Source organism: Roseovarius bejariae (assembly GCF_009669325.1).
GTDB classification, from domain to species: domain Bacteria; phylum Pseudomonadota; class Alphaproteobacteria; order Rhodobacterales; family Rhodobacteraceae; genus Roseovarius; species Roseovarius bejariae.
The window spans coordinates 1,843,153-1,860,354 of the sequence record NZ_SZWE01000001.1 but is presented as its reverse complement, the minus strand read 5'-3'; the positions used below and the strand labels follow the sequence as shown (position 1 = coordinate 1,860,354).

The window sequence follows — 17,202 nt, the reverse complement described above, 5'->3', positions numbered from 1 at the left end:
ATACCCTTTAGGTATTCATTGAATCGAAGAATTCGGCGTTTGTCTTGGTCTGCTTGAGCTTCGACAACAGGAACTCGATGGCATCAGTGGTGCCCATCGGGTTCAGGATTCGGCGCAGGACATAGGTTTTCTGCAGGTCCACCTTATCGATAAGAAGATCCTCTTTCCGGGTGCCCGACTTGAGGATGTCGATGGCCGGGAAGACGCGCTTATCCGCGATCTTGCGATCAAGGACCAGTTCGGAGTTACCCGTGCCCTTGAATTCTTCGAAGATCACTTCATCCATCCGGCTGCCGGTATCGATCAGGGCAGTCGAAACGATGGTGAGCGACCCGCCTTCCTCGATATTCCGCGCCGCACCGAAGAACCGCTTGGGGCGTTGCAGCGCGTTCGCATCCACACCACCCGTCAGGACCTTCCCCGAGGAAGGCACGGTTGTGTTGTAAGCCCTACCAAGTCTTGTGATTGAGTCGAGCAGGATAACAACATCTCGTTTATGTTCGACCAAACGCTTGGCTTTCTCGATGACCATCTCGGCCACGGCCACGTGCCGCGCGGCGGGTTCATCGAAGGTCGAGCTGATGACTTCGCCCTTCACGCTGCGCTTCATGTCCGTCACCTCTTCGGGGCGTTCGTCGATCAGCAGGACGATCAGGTAACACTCGGGGTGGTTTTTCTCGATGCTGCTGGCGATGTTCTGCAAGATGACGGTTTTACCTGTCCGCGGCGGCGCCACGATCAAGGACCGCTGACCTTTCCCGATAGGCGCCACAAGATCGATCACACGCGCCGAGCGATCCTTGATCGTCGGATCGTCGACCTCCATTTTCAGGCGCTCGTCGGGGTAAAGGGGCGTCAGGTTGTCGAAAGCGATCTTATGGCGTGCGCGCTCGGGATCTTCATAGTTGATCTGAGTGACCGAAGTGAGCACGAAATACCGCTCGTTATCGTCCGGTGCCTTGATTTGCCCTTCGACGGTATCGCCAGTGCGCAATGAGTGCTGACGGATCGTATCAGGAGAAACATAGATGTCATCCGGACCGGGCAGGTAGTTCGCCTCGGACGACCGCAGGAACCCGAACCCATCTTGCAGGACTTCAAGAACACCGTCGCCATAGACTGTCCATCCCTCGTCAGCGCGCTCACGAAGGATCTGGAACATCATCTCACCCTTGCGCATGGTCGAGGCGTTCTCGATCTCAAGCTCCTCGGCCATGGCAAGCAGGTCTTTGGCGCTACGCGCCTTGAGATCGGACAGGTTCAGACGATCATCGGACATGGGGGTACCTCGGGACATAGCGCCACTTGCGCCGTGTCGATATGTGTCTCAGGAGAAATAGCCACCCGGACGGGTGCTTGCGCGGTTCATACTCAGCCTCTTGGCATGAGTCAATGTTTCTCAGAAACGAACGACAACCGACAGGACGATGATAACCATGAGAACCGTGGGAACCTCGTTCATCATCCGGTATTGACGGCCTGTCAGAGTGTTCGAACCCGATGCGAAATCTTTACGCCGCATGCCAAGCCAATGGTGAAACCAAGTCATCGCCAAGATCGAAGCCCCCTTGGTATAGGGCCAGACCGCACCCCAATCGACAATGCCGGGGGTAAAGACCAAGGCAAGCCCAAAGATCCATGTTGCGATCATTGCCGGTGTCATGATCACGCGAAGCAGCTTATCTTCCATAGTTTGGAAAACTTCATCGCGACTGTCCCCGGGTTGGGATTGCTCGGTATGGTAGACATACAGGCGAGGCAGATAAAAGATTCCTGCCATCCAGGATATGACAGCCATGATATGTATGGCCTTGTTCCATGGATAAAGCGTGATCAGGAAATCAGTCATTCAGTGCCCCGGTTTGGTTTCCTTCTCTATAAATAAAAAAGAAAAGAAAAGAGATGATGATGTTTTAGGAGGTGGCTTTGATTGTGGATTAACCACCTTTCTACAGGGTTTTCAACAGTCAGCCAGATATGTTGACAAACGTGTTGATAAAGATGGAAGTATTGGATGATATGAAAATTTAGTGATTAAAAATAAGGACTTACAGTATTCACTGCTGGCACTGCCCATGTTCATGAAATCGGGAAACTTTGCGAAGATGAAGGGATATGACCCTTTGTCGGTTTATCCTTTTCCACTTTTGGACATTCTTACAAAACCACCGGATTTATCCCATTGCCCAAGGCGAGGCCCAAGAACTCTGGAAATTTCATTGAACGGTTCATAGAACGTTAACAAACTTATGCCGCGAGTTGTCCACATGACACAGCAAATCATCTTGGCGTCAGGCTCGGACATCCGGGCGACCCTCTTGCGAAATGCAGGGGTGGATTATGATGTCAGCGTTCCGCGTGTTGATGAGGTGATGGTGCGGGATGCCCTTTTGTCGGATGGTACGCCTGCGCGGGACATTGCAGATGCCCTTGCCGAACTTAAAGCGCAGAAAGTCAGTGCAAAATACCCTGGGGCGCTTGTCATAGGCTGTGATCAGGTTTTGAGCTTTGAAAAGACGCTTTTATCAAAACCCACGACGCCGGATGATGCGCGTGAGCAGCTAAAGAAACTCCGCGGGAACCGGCATGAGCTTTTATCCGCGGCCGTGATCTGTGAGGGTGGTAAGCCGGTATGGCGACACATCGGGATCGTTCGGATGGCGATGCGGGATTTCTCGGACGATTATCTTGATGCATACCTTGAGCGTAACTGGGATAGCATTCGGCACTCTGTTGGTGGCTATAAGCTTGAGGAAGAGGGCGTTCGGCTTTTTACTCAGGTGCAGGGCGATTATTTTACGGTTCTCGGGCTGCCCTTGCTGGAGCTTTTGAACTACCTGACGGTAAGAGGAGATCTTCCTGCATGAGTGAAAACCGCATTCCCCTTGCCGGTGTCATCGGGTCGCCGATTGCACATTCAAAATCCCCACAACTTCACGGGCATTGGCTCAAGACTTATGGTCTGAGAGGGCATTATATTCCGATGGATGTCAGTACAGACAACCTTGGTCAGGTCTTGGATGCGTTGCCGAAAATGGGATTTGTCGGTGTCAACATAACGGTTCCGCACAAAGAAAAGGTTATGGAATTTGCGGATCTGGTGACGGATCGTGCAACGCTCATCGGGGCGGCGAATACCCTGACCTTTCAAAAAGACGGGAAGCTTCGCGCCGACAATACGGATGGCTATGGCTTCTTTGAAAACCTCCGACAGAATGCACCGAACTGGAACGTGAAGGCGGGCCCAGCTGCGGTTTTGGGGGCTGGCGGTGCGGCGCGTGCGGTGATTGCATCGCTTCTTGATGCGGGTGTCCCACATATCCTTCTGTCGAACCGGACTCGTGTACGCGCCGAGGCGCTGCAATCCGAGTTCGGCAAGCGGATCGAAGTCGTGGAGTGGGTTCAGGCCGGGAACATGCTGGAGGAGGCGACGACGGTGGTGAATACCACCTCTCTTGGTATGCTTGGAAAACCGCCCCTTCGGGTGCCATTGGATGGATTGCGCAAAGATGCTGTCGTGACCGATCTGGTTTATGCGCCGCTGAAAACCCATCTTTTGGCCGAGGCCGAAAAGATGGGATGTACCACGGTCGATGGGCTTGGAATGCTTTTGCATCAGGCCGTGCCGGCATTCGAGCGTTGGTTTGGCGTCCGCCCCGAAGTGGATAGCGCCACACGCGCCGCGGCATTGAGATGAGCTTTCTTCTGGGGCTTACCGGCTCAATCGGGATGGGCAAATCCACCACGGCCAGAATGTTTGCCGAGGAAGGCTGTGCCGTATGGGATGCGGATGCGGCGGTGCATCGGCTTTATGCCAGGGGCGGCGCGGCAGTCGCGCCTATGGGTGCGGCCTTTCCCGAGGCTGTCGAAGATGGCGGAATTTCACGAGAACGCCTGAAAGAGATCATTGACCGTGATCCGGCGGCACTCAAGGCCATCGAAAAAATTGTTCATCCGCTTGTCGCGCAGGATCGGGAGGCATTCATTGCCGGGTCTGAAACCGCGATTATCGTATTGGACATCCCGCTTTTGTTCGAAAACGGGTATGAAAAAAACGTGGATGCCGTGGCCTGCGTGACAGTTTCCCCAAACCTGCAAAAGCAGCGGGTCATGGAGCGTGGCACCATGTCCGAGGAGCAGTTCGAGGATATTCTATCCCGTCAAATGCCGAATGAGGAAAAGGTCGCCCATTCGGATTTTATCATTGAAACCGATACGCTTGAGCATGCGCGCGCGCAGGTTCATGATGTCGTCAGGAAAATCAGATGCGGGTTGGCTGATGCGTGAGATCGTTCTGGATACCGAAACCACGGGGTTCGACCCCGAACAAGGCGACCGGATTGTCGAAATCGGGGCGATTGAGCTTTATAATCATATGCCCACGGGGCGGACGTTTCATGAATACATCAACCCGAAACGCGGGATGCCGCAGGACGCGTTTGATATTCATGGGATCGGGCCCGACCTTTTGGATACGCCGCGCCCTCCAAAAGATGGCGAAGTCACCCTGAAAGACAAACCACTTTTCGATCAGGTCGCCCAGGCGTTTGTGGATTTCGTGGCCGATGCGAAGCTGGTCATTCACAATGCGGCCTTCGACATGAAATTCCTGAACGCCGAATTGAGATGGCTGAGTTTCCCGCAGCTTCCGTGGGAACAGGCCGTGGATACTCTGGCGATTGCACGAAGGAAATTCCCGGGGTCTCCGGCATCCTTGGATGCATTGTGCCGACGGTTCAATATCGACAACTCTTCCCGGACGTTACACGGGGCCTTGCTCGACTCCGAGATTCTGGCCGAGGTTTATCTGGAACTGATTGGAGGACGGCAGCCTGACTTTGCGCTGAACGTGTCGTCGAATGCGGGATCGGAGCAGGCCAGTAGCGCGGAGTCTGCGTGGCGCCCGCAACCCCGGCCAACGCCGCTGGCGTCACGCCTGACCGAAAAAGAAACCGCCGCCCATGCCGAATTTGTCGAGGCAATGGGCGACGGTGCGCTTTGGAAGAAACTGGGCTGACTTAGGCGTCAGGGGTTTCTTTTTTCTCGGCCTCGGCCGCCGCTTGGCGACGTGCGATTTCATTGCGGTAAAGCTGCACGAAATCGATGTTTTCAAGGTTCAGCGGCGGGAACCCTCCATCGCGGGTCACGTCGCTGACGATCCGGCGGATGAAGGGGAACATCATCCGGGGACATTCAATCAGAAGGAAAGGATGCAATTGATCTTCGGGAACGCCCTCGACATGGAAAACGCCAACGTATTCCATCTCAAGCAAAAAGAGTGCGTCTTCACTATCTTTGTTCTTGGAGCTGACTGAAAGTTTCGCGATCACTTCATATTGGTTTTCTGTTGACCGCTTCTTTGCATCAAGGTTCACGCCAACCTGCACGTCAGGCTGGACTTCGCCGCTCCCGCCGCGTTGCGAAAGGATGTTTTCAAACGACAGATCCCGCACGAATTGCGTGAGGGCGTTCATCTTGATCTGTTGCTGGTCTTGTGCGCCGGGTGTTTCTTCGGCCATTTTTCGATCTCCGGAAAGGACAATATTGTTGCTCAGTGGCTTAGCAGCATGGTTCGATTGTCTCAATGCCTTGTCCAGCCGGAATCACCCTTGGAATGAGGATCGTTACGATCAACCTCATGATAGTCTGTTTCGATGATGTCGGGATGTCTCGGGCGGCGCGGGTTTTCCGGACCCATTTCAAACTTTTGAACATGAACACGCTTGCGCAGATAATTGAAAACCGCATGTCTGACCGGCGGCGCGAGCAGGGCGAAACCTATGCCGTCGGTGAAAAACCCCGGCGTCAGAAGCAACGCACCGGCAATCAGGATCATTGCACCGTGGGCCAAGGGTTCCGTCGGATCGTCCAGCTCTGAAAACGATCGCCGCAGATTCCCCATGGCCATGATGCCTTGCGTCCGCACCAACCACGTGCCGAGGATCGCGGTCAGGATCACGATACCAAGGGTTGGCCAAAGCCCGATTGCACCGCCGACTTGAATGAAAAGCGCGATCTCGATCAGCGGGACCATAAGAAATGCCGCGAAAAGCCACATTGGCGAAACTCCGTTATCACTTGGCCCTTGTGGTAGACTTGGGCCGGTCAGTCACCTACATAAGTGCGGAACGGTTTTCATACCATGCCCCGCACAAAAAGAGGTGCCCATGAATTCGCCCATCATTCAGCTTCTGGTACTGGCTGGTATCGCGATTTTTCTCATTCTGAGGCTGAAAAGCGTCTTGGGAACGCGTGACGGTTTCGAAGGATCACCGCAGGATGGACGCCGCGAAAGCCCATCCGACACACGTCGTCAGGACTTCGAGGTGATCGAAGGCGGCCCGGATTACGACATCATCGACAACGTCCCCGAAGGGTCGGACAGTGCCCAGGCCCTGGCCGAGATGAAGCGGGTCGAGCCGTCTTTTGGTGTCGGTGAATTCCTGCAAGGTGCTCGTGGTGCCTATGAGATGATCTTGATGGCCTTTGAGAATGCAAAGCTGGAAGAGGTTGCGCCCTTCCTTTCGGAAGATGTTTTCGAAGCCTTCGCACAGGTTGTGGATACCCGCGAGGAACAAGGCCTGTCCGTTGAGGCCGAGTTTATCGGCGTGCGGGAAACCGTGCTGAAGGAGGCCAGATTTGATACCGAAACGCGCCGTGCCGAATTGACCGTACGTTTTGTAGGTGAGCTTGTTTCCGTTGTACGGGACAAGGATGGTGAGATTATCGAGGGCAAGCCGGGACAGCCCAAGCGCCAGAAGGACAGCTGGACTTTCGAGCGCATCATGGGAGCGGACGATCCCAATTGGCGGCTTGTTGCCACGGGCGAATGATCCGCGCGCTGCGGTTTGTCCTGTGTCTTTTGCCGTGGCTGGCCTTGCCCGCCACGGCCGAGGAGGTCACGCGTAAGATCTTGCAATTCGATGAATTGCAGGGTTGGCAAGAGGATGATCACGCCGCCGCGTTGCAGACCTTTGTGAATACCTGCGCGGATATGGATGACCCGGATTGGCGATCACTTTGCGCATTGGCCCAGCAGGGGCCTGATGCGAAATCGTTTTTCGAATTGTTCTTTCGCCCTGTAGTGATCGAAAATGGATCACGCCCCCTTTTTACCGGGTATTTCGAGCCGGAGTTGAACGGCTCTTTACGTCCGTCGATGCGCTATCAGTATCCTCTCTATCGGGAGCCGAACGTCTCGAAGGTGTCCAACCCGTGGCTGACCCGCCGCGAGATCGAAACCGGCGATGTCATGGCCGACAAGGGCCTTGAGATTGCCTGGGTCGATGACCCGGTCGAATTGTTCTTCCTGCAAATTCAGGGTTCGGGGCGTATACGCCTGCCGGATGGTCGGATGATCCGTGTTGGCTATGGCGGGTCGAATGGGCACGATTACAGGTCAATCGGTGTCGAATTGGTGCGGCGTGGAATTTACAAAGCACATCAGGTATCGGCGCAGGTGATCAAGAATTGGGTGCGGCGCAATCCTGTGGCGGGGCGTGAGCTTTTGTTTCATAATCCGGCCTATGTCTTTTTCCGCAGGTTGGATGAAGTGCCCGCACATGCCGGGCCGCTTGGCGCGATGAACAGGTCAATCACGCCAAAGCGCACGGTTGCCGTTGATCCAAAATACACACCTCTTGGTGCGCCGGTCTGGATTGAGAAGGGCGGCAAAAGCCCCATACAACGCCTGATGGTGGCGCAGGATACGGGCTCAGCCATCAAGGGGCCGCAACGTGCCGATATTTTCTTTGGCACGGGTGATGCCGCGGGGCGTGCCGCCGGGAAGTTGCGCGACCCTGGTCGGCTGGTCGTGCTGATGCCTATTCAGCGTGCCTTTGCCATGGCGACGGATCTGTTGCCATGACGCGCAGGCGCCTGAAGCCCGAGGAGCTTGAGCTGTGGCGTAAGGTCGCCCAGACGACCGAGAAACTCCACCCCGAGCGCAAGCATGTGGATACCCCCCTTCCCAAGCCGACACCGCGGAAAAGCCCGCAGGCACGGATTGATGGATTTGATCTGGGCCAAAACGCAAAACCCAAAGGCAATGATCATGATCTGGCGCCCAGTGTGACAGAGCGGATCAAGTCAGCGCCAGTGCAAATGGATCGCAAGACCTTTGGCAGGTTGAAGCGTGGAAAACTGGTGCCCGAAGGGAAGCTGGACCTGCATGGGATGACGATGGATCGGGCGCATCCGGCGCTGACGGCCTTCATCCTGCGGGCACATGCGCAGGGAAAGCGCCTTGTTCTGGTGATCACGGGGAAGGGCAAGGACCGCGACGAGGGCGGTCCGATCCCGGTGCGCCGAGGGGTCTTGCGCCATAACGTGCCGCATTGGCTGTCAACACCACCCTTGGCGCAGGTTGTCTTGCAGGTCAGCGAAGCGCATCTGAAACACGGTGGCGGCGGGGCCTATTACGTATATTTACGCCGCGCCCGATAGGTCGGGGCGGGCACGGCTAATGCCGATGCCCATCATGACGGAGGTGAAGACGAAATAAGCGGCGACCAACAGGTATTGTGCTTCGATCCCCAGGCCAAGGTCGATGCCCAGCCCTGTCAGGCCGGGACCGATGGCCGACCCGAAGACCATGATTGCCGCTGCCATGGCTTTGATCGAACCGATATGACCCGTGCCATAAAACTCGGCCCAGAAGGCATTGGGCAGGGTGGTGTTTGCGCCTGTTGTGATACCGAGAAAAACAAAGCCCAAAAGCGTGGTGATCGGCCCGTTGGCGATGGAAAACAGGATAAAGGCCGCGACCATTGGCAGTTGCATAAAGGGGATCAGGCGGGCGGTGCCCAAACGATCAAGCGCCCAGCCGGACAGGACCATAGAGGCGATGCTGACGCCCGTATAAAGCGGGAACATGGCCACCAGTTCCACATGCGCGATCCCTTTCACCTCGGCAAAATGGACCTGATGGAAAAAGAAGGCGGTGTTGAAGGCGGCAGGGCCCAAAAGGGCCGGGACCATGAACCAAAAGAGGAAATGACGAAGCGTCTGTTTCCGGGTCCAATGGCGGGACAACATGCCAAGGGACTGGTCCGATTTAGCCCAGGATTGCGGGGTGCGTTCCTGCCGTAAAAGCAACAAGAGCACAGGAATCCCTACGACGGCAATGAGGGCCGCCATGATCCACAAGGCCCGCCAATCCCATGTCAGCATGAGGGCCACGAAGATCAGCGGTAAAAGGGCCTCACCCCCGGCGAACCCCAGCGTCGCGATGGACAGGGCCTTGCCCCGGGTGGCGATGAACCAGCGGGACATGGCAACAACGGCGATGTGGCTGGTCATGCCCTGACCGGTAAAGCGCAGGGCAAAGACCACTGCGGGCAAGAGCCACCATACGGGATTCAGTGCCATGAAGAGGCAGGCGCCCATCAGCATCAACAGGATCACGGTGCCAAGGGCGCGGACGCGGAAACGGTCGGTCAGGCCCCCGGCCCAGACCATGAGGGCAGCCGAAGCCGTGGTGCCCAAGGTATAGATCCCACCCCATTGGCCGTGGCTGAGGCTGAAGTCTTCCATGATCTTGCCCGCGAAGATCGAGATAAAGAATGTCTGGCCAAAGCTGCTGAGGAAGGTCAGCAGGACCCCGGCGGCAAGCCATGGTGCGTTGTCACGAAGAAAGGCGAGAATCGGCATATGCCTTTGGTCGGACGAAATAAAGAGGAAGGAAAGGGCAATTCGTTAACGCAGCGTCCGGGGAGTGTGCGCCTGCTTTCTGTAAAACGTGTCGAATCGCTTTGTTAACAAGGCCAAACCGCAAACTGTATCGCGTCGGTAAAATGTCGGTATTGCGTCGGTCAGACCTGTGGGCAGACCGATGGTTAACAGGGTGTGCGTTAAGAATTGGGGAAAGGATGTCCCCTTAGGACGGGCGCGGCTTTTCCATGACGAGGAAGGTCATCATGCCCACCGGCGGCAGCGATTTTTTCTGGGTCACGTCAAGATCGTCCCGCAAGACAGTGTCGATCCGGAAATCCGAGTGCCAGCCAAGCACGTTGGCAAAGGGCGCGGCGACCTTTTCAAGGAAGGCCATGAAACCCTTTTCGCGGACGAAATGGTTGGTGATGATCACCCGCCCACCCGGCGCACAGACGCGGGCGATTTCTGCCATGACGCGCTCGGGTTCCGGCACGACGGAAAGCACATGCATTGCGGCCACCGTCTCGAAACTGTTGTCCGGAAAATCGAGGTGGCGTGCATCCATCGGGCGCAGCGCCGTGACGTGAGACAGATCATGTTCAGCGACGCGGCGACGGGCCTTTTTCAGCATGTCCTCGCTGAAGTCGATGCCGGTCACTTGGCATTCCGGTGCGTAATGCGGCAGCGCGAGGCCGGTGCCGACGCCCACCTCCAAGACAGTCGCGGGTTTTTGGTTGATCAGGGACACGGCGCGACGGCGACCGGCATTGGTGATACGCCCAAAAGTCGCATCATATACCGGCGCCCACCGGGCATAGGACGATTCAATCGCCTTGAGATCCATTGTCGTTACTCGTTTTCTTCGGTGTGCAATCCGGGTGTCAGCATGGATTTGATCACCATGGCCAAATAGACCGCCGCGATCGCTACAAGCGTTACCCACTCAAACATAACCAGCGAAACTATCAGGAGGATGACACCCGAGATCAAAACAGCCTTGTTTTCGGGTGAGATTTTAAACGCCTTCAATGAAACGGTCGGTATGCGGCTGATCATGAGCAAGCCTATGAACAGCATGTAAAGGCAAATGACGACACCGGGCAAAACCGGTTTGTCGGCAAAGGAAAAGGACAGGAACATCGGAGCCAGCGCGAGGAAGGCACCGGCGGGGGCCGGGACGCCGGTGAAATGAACGTTACACTCACCCGAGGTATCCTGTCGGGATGAGACATTGAACCGGGCAAGTCGTATGACGCAGCAAAGCGCAAAGACCAAAACCGTGCTCCAGCCAAAGGCCCCCATGCCTTCGAGTGCCCAGAAATAAAGGATCAGCGCCGGGGCCACACCAAAGTTGATAGCATCGGCGAGAGAGTCGAGTTCGGCCCCAAGTTCGCTATCACAGCCCACGCGGCGCGCGAGGCGCCCGTCGAGTCCGTCGAGGACAGCAGCGAACAGGACCAAGAGAACGGCGGCTGTATGATGATCCTGAATGGCGGAGCGCATTGCCGTGAGTCCTGCGCAAATAGCTGCCAAGGTCACGGCGTTGGGCAGAACCCTCACAAAAGGAGAGAGGGATTCTGGTTTGTCGCGGTAGTCAGACATGCGCTTACGCTTGATCATCCTTTGCCAATTCGGCGATCACCGTTTCCCCGGCGATCATGGTTTGCCCGACGCGAACAAGGGGTTTCACGCCATCGGGCAGGTAGACATCAAGGCGTGATCCAAAGCGGATCAGCCCGAACCTACCCCCTGCTTGTACATGATCGCCCTTGTTGACGAAACAGACAATCCGCCGAGCGACAAGACCGGCAATTTGAACGACGGCAATGTCCTGTCCATCCTCCATGTGGATCACGAGACTGTTTCGTTCGTTGTCCTTGCTGGCCTTGTCAAGCGAGGCATTGAAAAACTTGCCCGGACGATAGGCGATGGCAGTGATCTTGCCCGGAACCGGGGCGCGGTTCACGTGGCAATTGAAAACCGACATGAAGACACTGACCCGGGTCAGCGGTGCATCGGGCAGGCCCAGTTCCGCAGGGGGCGTGGCGGGTTCGATCAGGGAAACGATGCCATCCGCAGGGCTGAGAACAAGGCCGTCGCGCGCGGGGGCGAACCGTTCGGGGTCGCGGAAGAAGTAGTAGCACCAGATCGTCAGGCCGACACCGACCCATCCCAAGACATCCCAGATCAGGAACAGGACAAGGGTAATCGCCGCGAAAATGGCCACGAACTTGCGGCCCTCCGGGTGCATGGGTTTGACGAAGGTGGAAAGCATGTTCATGGGCGGCCCCGCTTGGCTTGGATCACGCGGGAATACGCCATTACCCGGGCTTTGCAAAGAGATTGGTTTGCAAGGCCGAAGTCATACCCATGGCATTGCGGCCCCAATCCAAAGTGATTGGGGCCGCGGCATTAGATTTGGATGTTCGTTTTCGCGGGGAAAATCGATCAGGTCACGACAGCGCGGTCGGTCATTCGACGCCACTCGGACCCGTCAGAGAAGGCAGGCACCGCACCGCCACTTACATCACTGACGAAAACCATAGATCCGGCCCCGGCTGCGATCGGATCGGGCAGGGTGGCAACGGTGAAGCTGGCCGGGCGTAGCGGCCCGACGAAATCAGAAACGCGGGTTGCCTTTTCAAGATAGAGCACGTCCAATCCGCTGGCATGGTCACGTAATTTGAAAGAGCCATCACCCGTGGTTTTGAATTTCCAATCACTGCCGGAGGTGTCATCGATCATTCGAAAGGTTGCGCCGCCGTTCCCACCGGCATTGCGAACCTGAATAGTGGGTTCGGTGGCATCGGCCGTGACACTCAGTTGCTGGGCGGTGTCCGCTTCGGGCCCGATACCGACGCGGCCGCTGGTAGCATCGACGCGCAGTGCCGTTTTCCATGCGTTGCCTTCGGGACTGACCTTGATTGACCAATCATCCTCTCCGGCAAGACCCATCTCGGCCCGTCCAGACCAATTTGTCTGAAACAATACTGTCCCGGTTTCTGTTTCGTTGGCCTTGTTGATTTTCAGTTGATGGCCAGCACCGGCATGGGAGAACAGCGCCGCTGGACTTGCCAAGGCAAGCCGGTTGGTTGCGTCGGATGTCGTGGCAATGCCAACCCCCTCAAGGTTGTCGTGCGGTAGGGCGGGGGCTTGCCATGCACCATTTTGCCATACAAGAAACGCTCCGGTCGAAAGATCAACCGCCTGCCAACCTTCCAAGGGAGGCTCGAAGTCCCATCCACCGTTGAGATAAATCGCCAGTTCGCCATCATGACCGGCCCAATCCCCGGTTGCCCCGCTACCCAAAGCAAAGATCTGACCCTCGACGGGTACAGCGGGTGGGGTCGTGGCCGAGACCTCTTGAAGGCGGAGCTGCACCAGGATGTCAAGGCGCTCTAGTGCGGTGTTGTGCGTGACGTGTTTTTGCGCTTGGGAGGGTTGCAAAAAGGGCAGTTGCAAGTTGGGGGATATGTCAGACATGGGGACCTCTGTTAAATAGGTTTGTTCGTCTGGATTACCGCCCTGATTGCTTGCGAATGTCTTAAAGCAGCGCGCGCACCTTGTAACATGACGCTGAAACGGCAGTGATCTGTCTTCTTTTCCTTGGTTTGAAATTGCGCTAAAGCGGCCATGAGAACGAGTAATTTAGTTGAAACCGGAGCGCTCTTTTATGTTGCAGGTTGAAAAAACAACTTTACCGGGGGTTTTATTGATCACGCCCCGCCGGTTTGGTGACTCGCGCGGGTTTTTCTCGGAAAGTTACAACCGATCACGCATGGCCGAGCATGGGGTGACGATCGATTTTGTTCAGGACAATCACTCTTTGTCGGTACAGCCCGGTACCGTGCGAGGCTTGCATTTTCAGGCGCCCCCACATGCTCAGGACAAGTTGGTGCGTTGTGGGCGTGGTGCGTTGTTCGATGTGGCGGTGGATATCCGCAAGGGATCGCCCACCTATGGGAAATGGGTGGGTTACGAGCTGAGCTTTGAGAACGGTCGGCAATTGCTGGTGCCCAAGGGGTTCTTGCACGGATTTGTTACCCGTGCGCCCGATACGGAGATCGTTTATAAATGTTCGGACTATTACGCGCCCGAGTGCGACGGCGCGGTTCGGTTCGATTGCCCGCAGATCGGAATTGACTGGGGCTTCGATGTGGACAGTGCAGCACTTAGCGATAAAGATGCAAAGGCACCGTTTTTCAAGGATTTCGACAGCCCCTTTGTTTGGGAAGGATAGGCCATGAAGCTTCTGGTAACCGGTGGTGCGGGGTTCATTGGCTCAGCTGTAGTGCGGCAGGCCATTCATGACGGTCATCAAGTCATCAACCTTGATGCGCTGACCTATGCGGGCTGTTTGGCCAATGTCGAAAGCGTCTCGAACACACCGGGATATGTGTTTGAGCAGGTCAATATCCGCAACCGGGCCGAGATAGACCGGGTGTTTGCCGAACACACCCCCGATGCGGTGATGCATCTTGCCGCCGAGAGCCATGTCGACAGGTCGATCGACGGGCCGGGCGATTTCATCGAGACCAATATCACGGGCACATACAATATGCTTGAAGCGGCGCGGAAATTCTGGGTCGCGCAGGGCAAGCCAGCGCATTTCCGGTTCCATCATATCTCGACCGACGAGGTGTTCGGATCGCTTCCCGCGGACCCCTCGGTGCAGTTCACCGAAGACACGCCCTATGACCCACGCAGTCCCTATTCTGCCTCAAAGGCGGCCAGCGATCATCTGGTGCGGGCGTGGTTTGAAACCTACGGTCTGCCGGTTGTAATGACCAATTGTTCCAACAACTATGGCCCTTTCCATTTCCCCGAGAAGCTGGTGCCGGTGACGATCCTGAATGCCCTCTCGGGCAAGCCCCTCCCAATTTACGGGCGGGGAGATAACATTCGTGATTGGCTTTACGTGGAAGATCACGCCGATGCTCTTCTGACCGTGTTGCAGAAGGGTGAATTGGGGCGCTCCTATAATATCGGTGGCGAAAACGAACTGACCAACCTCGAACTGGTCAAGATGCTTTGTGCCATTCTGGACGATATGCGCCCGCGCGCCGATGGCGAGAAATACGAAACACAAATCGAGTTTGTCGCCGACCGGCCCGGCCATGATGCCCGCTATGCCATTGATCCCACTCGTATCGCGTCTGAACTTGGCTGGCGTCCTTCGGTCACGGTGGAACAGGGTTTGCGCAAGACGGTGCGCTGGTATCTTGAGAACGAAACCTGGTGGCGGGCCCTGCAAGACCGTGACGGGGTCGGGGAACGTATCGGGGCCGACGCCGACAAGGCCGTGAAGGCGGGGACAGCATGAAAGTTTTGGTGTTCGGAAAAACCGGGCAGGTGGCGCAAGAGCTTGCACGCAGGGCGGGCGATATCACGCTGGATGTTTGCGGCCGTGACGAGGCCGATTTTGCGGACCCGGAATCTTGTGTGCGTTTGGTGCGCGAAACCGACGCGGATGCCGTGATCAATGCCGTGGCCTACACAGCCGTCGACAAGGCGGAAGAAGAGGAGGACATCGCACGCGTGGTCAATGGCACCACGCCGGGGGCGATCGCCCGTGCGTGTGCCGAGCGAGACCTGCCATTCGTGCATATTTCGACCGATTACGTTTTTGACGGGTCCGGGCAAACACCCTTTGTGCCCGATCATCCCACCAGCCCCTTGGGCGCTTATGGACGAAGCAAGCTCAAGGGTGAGGAAGAGGTGCGCGCAGCTGGTGGCCGGTATGCGATCTTTCGCACCTCTTGGGTGGTGTCATCACATGGTGGTAACTTTGTTAAAACCATGTTGCGGCTTGGCGCAGAGCGTGACGCCCTGACCATCGTGGCCGATCAAGTGGGCGGACCGACATGCGCGGCGGATATCGCCGACACATGCCTTGCCGCCGCTGGTCAGTTGGCGGCAAACCCGGACAAAAGCGGGATCTACCACCTGTCGGGTGGACCGGATGTCAGCTGGGCCGATTTCGCACGGGAGATTTTCCGTTTGTCAGATACCGATTGCGCCGTAACCGATATCCCTTCGTCCGATTACCCGACCCCGGCAAAACGGCCTTTGAACAGCCGCTTGGACAATAGTCAGACGGAAGCCACCTTTGGCCTCCCGCGTCCGGATTGGCGGGCCGGGTTGAAGGATATTTTACGTGATCTGGGAGCACTGAGTACATGAGTAACAGAAAAGGTATCATTCTGGCTGGTGGATCGGGCACACGGCTGTATCCGATAACGATGGGTGTGTCGAAACAGCTTTTGCCGATCTATGACAAGCCGATGATCTATTATCCGCTGTCGGTCCTGATGCTCGCCGGGATTCGCGAGATTGCGATCATCACCACGCCGCAGGATCAGGATCAGTTCAAGCGTATCCTTGGTGACGGTCATCAATGGGGGCTCGAATTAAGCTATATCGTTCAGCCCAGCCCGGACGGTCTGGCGCAGGCCTACTTGTTGGCCGAAGATTTCCTGGCCGGGGCCCCTTCTGCGTTGGTCCTGGGTGACAACATCTTTTACGGGCATGGGCTTTCTGAAGTGCTGCGCACCGCCAGTCTCAAGCAAACCGGCGGTACGGTCTTTGGGTATCGGGTCTCCGACCCGGAACGCTATGGTGTGGTGGCCTTCGATGCAGACGGGCGTGCCTCGGAGATTATCGAGAAGCCCGAGGTGCCGCCCTCGAACTATGCGGTGACAGGGCTTTATTTCCTCGATGGAACTGCGCCAGATCGGGCAAAGAAAGTAACGCCGTCACAGCGCGGCGAGCTTGAGATCACCACCTTGCTGGAGATGTACCTGGAGGATGGGCTGTTGGAGGTGCAGCGCATGGGCCGCGGCTATGCCTGGCTGGACACCGGCACACATGGTTCGCTGCTCGATGCGGGTAATTTCGTTCGTACGCTTGAGAAGCGTCAGGGCCAACAATCAGGAAGCCCGGATGAGATTGCATTTCAGGAAGGCTGGATCAGCCGTGACGCGCTAGAAGAACGCGCGAAGGTTTTTGCCAAGAATGACTATGGCCGGTATCTTGAGAGTCTGTTGCAGGGCTGAGTTGCATGGACGGTCAATAGCTGACCGTTTTTTCGTCTAATATTGGAAATGACTCGGTGATTCATAGATTTAAGATTGGCACATTAGTAGACCTAAAGCTTCCTACCTTTATATCCTGGGATATATCCGGCGGCTTTGAAGTAGTTCCAGCTTTCGTAAGACGAGTAGATGTTGTTGATTGCGTAGAGTATGTCTGTGAAGCGCGCGCGCCGATCAGATTCAGATGTGTTTTGTGTTTGGAGAATGCTATTTTGAAGGGTGCTAAAATCGACGGGACTGGTCGCCACGCATATATTCACCCCCAGGGTCAGGATGTGTCATAGTGCCGTGCCATGCGACGCCAAACCGATGACGTGCTCGGAATCAGATCATGGTGCCGAGCCGCACCCTTGACCGTCTATCCTTCAATCAACGTCTCCGATGGCCTGCCACTGAACTATCATCCAGCCGGAACCGGAGCCCTTTGGGTGATACGCCGGCTGGCGCAGCTCGG

20 protein-coding genes are annotated in these 17,202 nt (G+C 56.4%); 11 read left to right on the top strand and 9 right to left on the bottom strand.

What is annotated here, in order from left to right; genetic code table 11:
- Positions 1-7: 7 nt before the first annotated feature.
- Both rho and hemJ read right to left on the bottom strand, forming a co-directional pair.
- Positions 8-1,279, bottom strand: coding sequence for a transcription termination factor Rho (gene rho / locus FDP25_RS08920; protein ID WP_154150930.1), 1,272 nt, complete (start codon positions 1,277-1,279; stop codon positions 8-10).
- Positions 1,280-1,399: 120 nt separating this feature from the next.
- Positions 1,400-1,849: a protoporphyrinogen oxidase HemJ gene (gene hemJ / locus FDP25_RS08915; protein WP_154150928.1), complete on the bottom strand. Its 450-nt coding sequence runs from the start codon at positions 1,847-1,849 to the stop codon at positions 1,400-1,402.
- A 418-nt stretch (positions 1,850-2,267) separates the two neighbouring features.
- On the opposite strand from hemJ, the gene FDP25_RS08910 reads away from it, so the two are divergent.
- The 4 genes from FDP25_RS08910 to dnaQ are packed head-to-tail and all read left to right on the top strand — an operon-like array spanning position 2,268 to position 5,017.
- Positions 2,268-2,867: a Maf family protein gene (locus FDP25_RS08910; protein ID WP_154150926.1), complete on the top strand. Its 600-nt coding sequence runs from the start codon at positions 2,268-2,270 to the stop codon at positions 2,865-2,867.
- On the top strand, positions 2,864-3,697 hold the full coding sequence (locus FDP25_RS08905; RefSeq protein WP_154150924.1) for a shikimate dehydrogenase: 834 nt from the start codon (positions 2,864-2,866) through the stop codon (positions 3,695-3,697). The genes FDP25_RS08910 and FDP25_RS08905 overlap by 4 nt, the downstream gene beginning before the upstream one ends.
- A complete protein-coding gene (gene coaE / locus FDP25_RS08900) occupies positions 3,694-4,287 on the top strand; it encodes a dephospho-CoA kinase (RefSeq protein ID WP_154150922.1) in 594 nt (197 codons plus the stop codon). The genes FDP25_RS08905 and coaE overlap by 4 nt, the downstream gene beginning before the upstream one ends.
- Positions 4,280-5,017, top strand: coding sequence for a DNA polymerase III subunit epsilon (gene dnaQ / locus FDP25_RS08895; RefSeq protein ID WP_154150920.1), 738 nt, complete (start codon positions 4,280-4,282; stop codon positions 5,015-5,017). The genes coaE and dnaQ overlap by 8 nt, the downstream gene beginning before the upstream one ends.
- A 1-nt stretch (position 5,018) precedes the next feature.
- Here the strand turns inward: dnaQ and secB are convergent, their stop codons facing one another.
- Positions 5,019-5,519 carry a protein-export chaperone SecB gene (gene secB / locus FDP25_RS08890; RefSeq protein ID WP_154153306.1) on the bottom strand — a complete coding sequence of 167 codons (501 nt, stop codon included), beginning with the start codon at positions 5,517-5,519 and terminating at the stop codon, positions 5,019-5,021.
- 62 nt (positions 5,520-5,581) lie between these two features.
- Positions 5,582-6,058, bottom strand: coding sequence for an FxsA family protein (locus FDP25_RS08885; RefSeq protein WP_154150918.1), 477 nt, complete (start codon positions 6,056-6,058; stop codon positions 5,582-5,584).
- A gap of 109 nt (positions 6,059-6,167) precedes the next feature.
- Between FDP25_RS08885 and FDP25_RS08880 the strand changes: the two genes are divergently transcribed.
- Genes FDP25_RS08880 through FDP25_RS08870 form a run of 3 tightly spaced genes read left to right on the top strand, consistent with a single transcriptional unit; the run spans position 6,168 to position 8,445 of the window.
- The gene (locus tag FDP25_RS08880) at positions 6,168-6,833 is read left to right on the top strand and encodes a Tim44/TimA family putative adaptor protein (RefSeq protein WP_154150917.1); all 666 of its coding nucleotides are present in this window, start codon (positions 6,168-6,170) and stop codon (positions 6,831-6,833) included.
- Positions 6,830-7,867 (top strand): murein transglycosylase A, encoded by a 1,038-nt coding sequence (mltA, locus tag FDP25_RS08875; protein ID WP_154150915.1) that lies wholly within the window; start codon positions 6,830-6,832, stop codon positions 7,865-7,867. The genes FDP25_RS08880 and mltA overlap by 4 nt, the downstream gene beginning before the upstream one ends.
- Complete coding sequence (locus tag FDP25_RS08870) at positions 7,864-8,445, top strand: Smr/MutS family protein (protein ID WP_154150913.1); 582 nt, start codon at positions 7,864-7,866, stop codon at positions 8,443-8,445. Before mltA ends, FDP25_RS08870 begins: the two co-directional genes overlap by 4 nt.
- On the opposite strand, the gene FDP25_RS08865 is transcribed toward FDP25_RS08870, so the two are convergent.
- From FDP25_RS08865 to FDP25_RS08845, 5 genes are all read right to left on the bottom strand, one after another.
- Positions 8,428-9,651 carry an MFS transporter gene (locus tag FDP25_RS08865; protein ID WP_154150911.1) on the bottom strand — a complete coding sequence of 408 codons (1,224 nt, stop codon included), beginning with the start codon at positions 9,649-9,651 and terminating at the stop codon, positions 8,428-8,430. The two genes, FDP25_RS08870 and FDP25_RS08865, sit on opposite strands and share 18 nt — an antisense overlap.
- Before the next feature lie 226 nt (positions 9,652-9,877).
- Positions 9,878-10,498, bottom strand: a complete 621-nt coding sequence (locus FDP25_RS08860) for a class I SAM-dependent methyltransferase (RefSeq protein WP_154150909.1) — start codon at positions 10,496-10,498, stop codon at positions 9,878-9,880.
- Positions 10,499-10,503: 5 nt separating this feature from the next.
- The gene (pssA, locus tag FDP25_RS08855) at positions 10,504-11,256 is read right to left on the bottom strand and encodes a CDP-diacylglycerol--serine O-phosphatidyltransferase (RefSeq protein WP_154150907.1); all 753 of its coding nucleotides are present in this window, start codon (positions 11,254-11,256) and stop codon (positions 10,504-10,506) included.
- Positions 11,257-11,260: 4 nt separating this feature from the next.
- Complete coding sequence (locus tag FDP25_RS08850; protein WP_154150905.1) at positions 11,261-11,935, bottom strand: phosphatidylserine decarboxylase; 675 nt, start codon at positions 11,933-11,935, stop codon at positions 11,261-11,263.
- A gap of 167 nt (positions 11,936-12,102) precedes the next feature.
- On the bottom strand, positions 12,103-13,137 hold the full coding sequence (locus FDP25_RS08845) for a DUF2793 domain-containing protein (protein WP_154150903.1): 1,035 nt from the start codon (positions 13,135-13,137) through the stop codon (positions 12,103-12,105).
- Positions 13,138-13,330: 193 nt separating this feature from the next.
- On the opposite strand from FDP25_RS08845, the gene rfbC reads away from it, so the two are divergent.
- The 4 genes from rfbC to rfbA are packed head-to-tail and all read left to right on the top strand — an operon-like array spanning position 13,331 to position 16,709.
- The gene (rfbC, locus tag FDP25_RS08840) at positions 13,331-13,894 is read left to right on the top strand and encodes a dTDP-4-dehydrorhamnose 3,5-epimerase (RefSeq protein ID WP_343032070.1); all 564 of its coding nucleotides are present in this window, start codon (positions 13,331-13,333) and stop codon (positions 13,892-13,894) included.
- A 3-nt stretch (positions 13,895-13,897) separates the two neighbouring features.
- Complete coding sequence (gene rfbB / locus FDP25_RS08835) at positions 13,898-14,977, top strand: dTDP-glucose 4,6-dehydratase (RefSeq protein WP_154150899.1); 1,080 nt, start codon at positions 13,898-13,900, stop codon at positions 14,975-14,977.
- Positions 14,974-15,837: a dTDP-4-dehydrorhamnose reductase gene (rfbD, locus tag FDP25_RS08830; protein ID WP_154150897.1), complete on the top strand. Its 864-nt coding sequence runs from the start codon at positions 14,974-14,976 to the stop codon at positions 15,835-15,837. The genes rfbB and rfbD overlap by 4 nt, the downstream gene beginning before the upstream one ends.
- Positions 15,834-16,709 (top strand): glucose-1-phosphate thymidylyltransferase RfbA, encoded by an 876-nt coding sequence (gene rfbA / locus FDP25_RS08825; RefSeq protein WP_154150895.1) that lies wholly within the window; start codon positions 15,834-15,836, stop codon positions 16,707-16,709. Before rfbD ends, rfbA begins: the two co-directional genes overlap by 4 nt.
- The last annotated feature ends 493 nt before the right edge of the window (positions 16,710-17,202 follow it).

Bases quoted from the DNA above. Each gene is read 5' to 3' on its own strand.
- rho (WP_154150930.1), bottom strand. From the start codon at position 1,279: ATGTCCGATGATCGTCTGAACCTGTCCGATCTCAAGGCGCGTAGCGCC.
- pssA (WP_154150907.1), bottom strand. From the start codon at position 11,256: ATGTCTGACTACCGCGACAAACCAGAATCCCTCTCTCCTTTTGTGAGG.
- FDP25_RS08880 (WP_154150917.1), top strand. From the start codon at position 6,168: ATGAATTCGCCCATCATTCAGCTTCTGGTACTGGCTGGTATCGCGATT.
- FDP25_RS08865 (WP_154150911.1), bottom strand. From the start codon at position 9,651: ATGCCGATTCTCGCCTTTCTTCGTGACAACGCACCATGGCTTGCCGCC.
- coaE (WP_154150922.1), top strand. From the start codon at position 3,694: ATGAGCTTTCTTCTGGGGCTTACCGGCTCAATCGGGATGGGCAAATCC.
- hemJ (WP_154150928.1), bottom strand. From the start codon at position 1,849: ATGACTGATTTCCTGATCACGCTTTATCCATGGAACAAGGCCATACAT.
- FDP25_RS08850 (WP_154150905.1), bottom strand. From the start codon at position 11,935: ATGAACATGCTTTCCACCTTCGTCAAACCCATGCACCCGGAGGGCCGC.
- FDP25_RS08885 (WP_154150918.1), bottom strand. From the start codon at position 6,058: ATGTGGCTTTTCGCGGCATTTCTTATGGTCCCGCTGATCGAGATCGCG.
- FDP25_RS08910 (WP_154150926.1), top strand. From the start codon at position 2,268: ATGACACAGCAAATCATCTTGGCGTCAGGCTCGGACATCCGGGCGACC.
- rfbB (WP_154150899.1), top strand. From the start codon at position 13,898: ATGAAGCTTCTGGTAACCGGTGGTGCGGGGTTCATTGGCTCAGCTGTA.
- rfbD (WP_154150897.1), top strand. From the start codon at position 14,974: ATGAAAGTTTTGGTGTTCGGAAAAACCGGGCAGGTGGCGCAAGAGCTT.
- FDP25_RS08860 (WP_154150909.1), bottom strand. From the start codon at position 10,498: ATGGATCTCAAGGCGATTGAATCGTCCTATGCCCGGTGGGCGCCGGTA.
- FDP25_RS08845 (WP_154150903.1), bottom strand. From the start codon at position 13,137: ATGTCTGACATATCCCCCAACTTGCAACTGCCCTTTTTGCAACCCTCC.
- FDP25_RS08905 (WP_154150924.1), top strand. From the start codon at position 2,864: ATGAGTGAAAACCGCATTCCCCTTGCCGGTGTCATCGGGTCGCCGATT.
- secB (WP_154153306.1), bottom strand. From the start codon at position 5,519: ATGGCCGAAGAAACACCCGGCGCACAAGACCAGCAACAGATCAAGATG.
- FDP25_RS08870 (WP_154150913.1), top strand. From the start codon at position 7,864: ATGACGCGCAGGCGCCTGAAGCCCGAGGAGCTTGAGCTGTGGCGTAAG.
- mltA (WP_154150915.1), top strand. From the start codon at position 6,830: ATGATCCGCGCGCTGCGGTTTGTCCTGTGTCTTTTGCCGTGGCTGGCC.
- rfbA (WP_154150895.1), top strand. From the start codon at position 15,834: ATGAGTAACAGAAAAGGTATCATTCTGGCTGGTGGATCGGGCACACGG.
- dnaQ (WP_154150920.1), top strand. From the start codon at position 4,280: ATGCGTGAGATCGTTCTGGATACCGAAACCACGGGGTTCGACCCCGAA.